Origin of the sequence: Micromonospora sp. NPDC006766 (assembly GCF_040636055.1) — a bacterium.
Taxonomy (GTDB): domain Bacteria; phylum Actinomycetota; class Actinomycetes; order Mycobacteriales; family Micromonosporaceae; genus Micromonospora.
Genome location: NZ_JBEYIX010000137.1, coordinates 1 through 1,143 on the forward strand (window position 1 = coordinate 1; position 1,143 = coordinate 1,143).

The 1,143-nt window shown below is 66.6% G+C and carries 2 protein-coding genes; both read left to right on the forward strand.

The genetic code is table 11. From position 1 onward, the window contains the following. Positions 1-315 (forward strand): transposase (locus ABZ671_RS32715; RefSeq protein ID WP_357865440.1); only part of this gene is annotated, 315 nt, incomplete at its 5' end. Further along, positions 312-1,143: IS3 family transposase (locus ABZ671_RS32720; RefSeq protein WP_357865443.1), on the forward strand; the 832-nt coding region annotated here is incomplete at its 3' end. The genes ABZ671_RS32715 and ABZ671_RS32720, both read left to right, overlap by 4 nt.

A 1,143-nucleotide genomic window follows, 5' to 3' on the forward strand; every position in this document is an offset into this window, starting at 1 on the left:
TTCGTGCCTGCCCCTCGTAAGTACCCGGATGAGCTGCGCCAGCGTGCGGTGCGGCTGTATCGGGAGTCCGACCCCAAACCGGTGATCAAGCGTCTGGCCGAGCAGCTCGGTGTGCATCCCGAGGCGCTGCGGAACTGGATCCGCCAGGACGAGGCTGATCACGGTGAGCGCTTCGACCGGCCCACGACCGTCGAGGCCGAGGAACTGCGCCGGCTCCGCAAGGAGAATGCCGAGCTGCGCAGAGCGAACGAGATCCTCAAGGCCGCGTCCGCTTTTTTCGCATCGGAACTCGACCCGACCCGGCGACGGTCATGACGCTCGTGAGCGAGCTGCGTGGCCGCTTCGGGGTCGAGCCCGTCCTCCGGGTCCTCAAGATCGCCCCATCGACCTACTACGGCTGGCTGGCCCGCGAGGCCGCCCCTGGGCCACGAAAGGTCGAGGACCGCGGGTTGCTGTCGGAGATCGTCGACATCCACGACCGGTCCGGGCAGACGTATGGCAGCCCACGCGTGCACGCAACACTGCAACGCCGCGGCATCCGCGTCGGCCGTAAACGAGTCGAGCGGCTGATGCGCGAACACGACCTGCAGGGCGCGTTCCTGCGTAAGGGCTGGCGGGGCGGGTCCACCAAGCAGAACCCGAAGGCCGATCCGGCGCCGGACCTGGTCAACCGGAACTTCACCACCGACGCCCCGAACCGGCTGTGGGTGGCGGATGCGACCCGCATCGCCTGCGGGGACGGTGTGCTGTGGCTGGCCGCAGTCCGTGACGCGTTCTCCAACCGGATCGTCGGGTGGAAGACCTCCGACCGGTGCAACACCGACCTCGTCCTCGGCGCCTTGGAGTACGGGATCTGGTCACGCGACGTACGTGACGGACAGTTGATCCATCACAGCGACCGCGGGTCGACCTACACCGCGATCAAGTTCTCCGAACGCCTGGCAGACAACGGGATCCTGCCCTCGATGGGGTCCGTCGGAGACTCCTACGACAACGCCCTGATGGAGAACTTCTTCAGCACACTGAAGATCGAACTGGTCTACCGCAACTCGTGGCGCACCCGCGACGAGGCGGAGAACGCGATCTTCGCCTACATCGACGGGTGGTACAACCGCGAACGCATCCAGAAGGACCTCGGCTGGC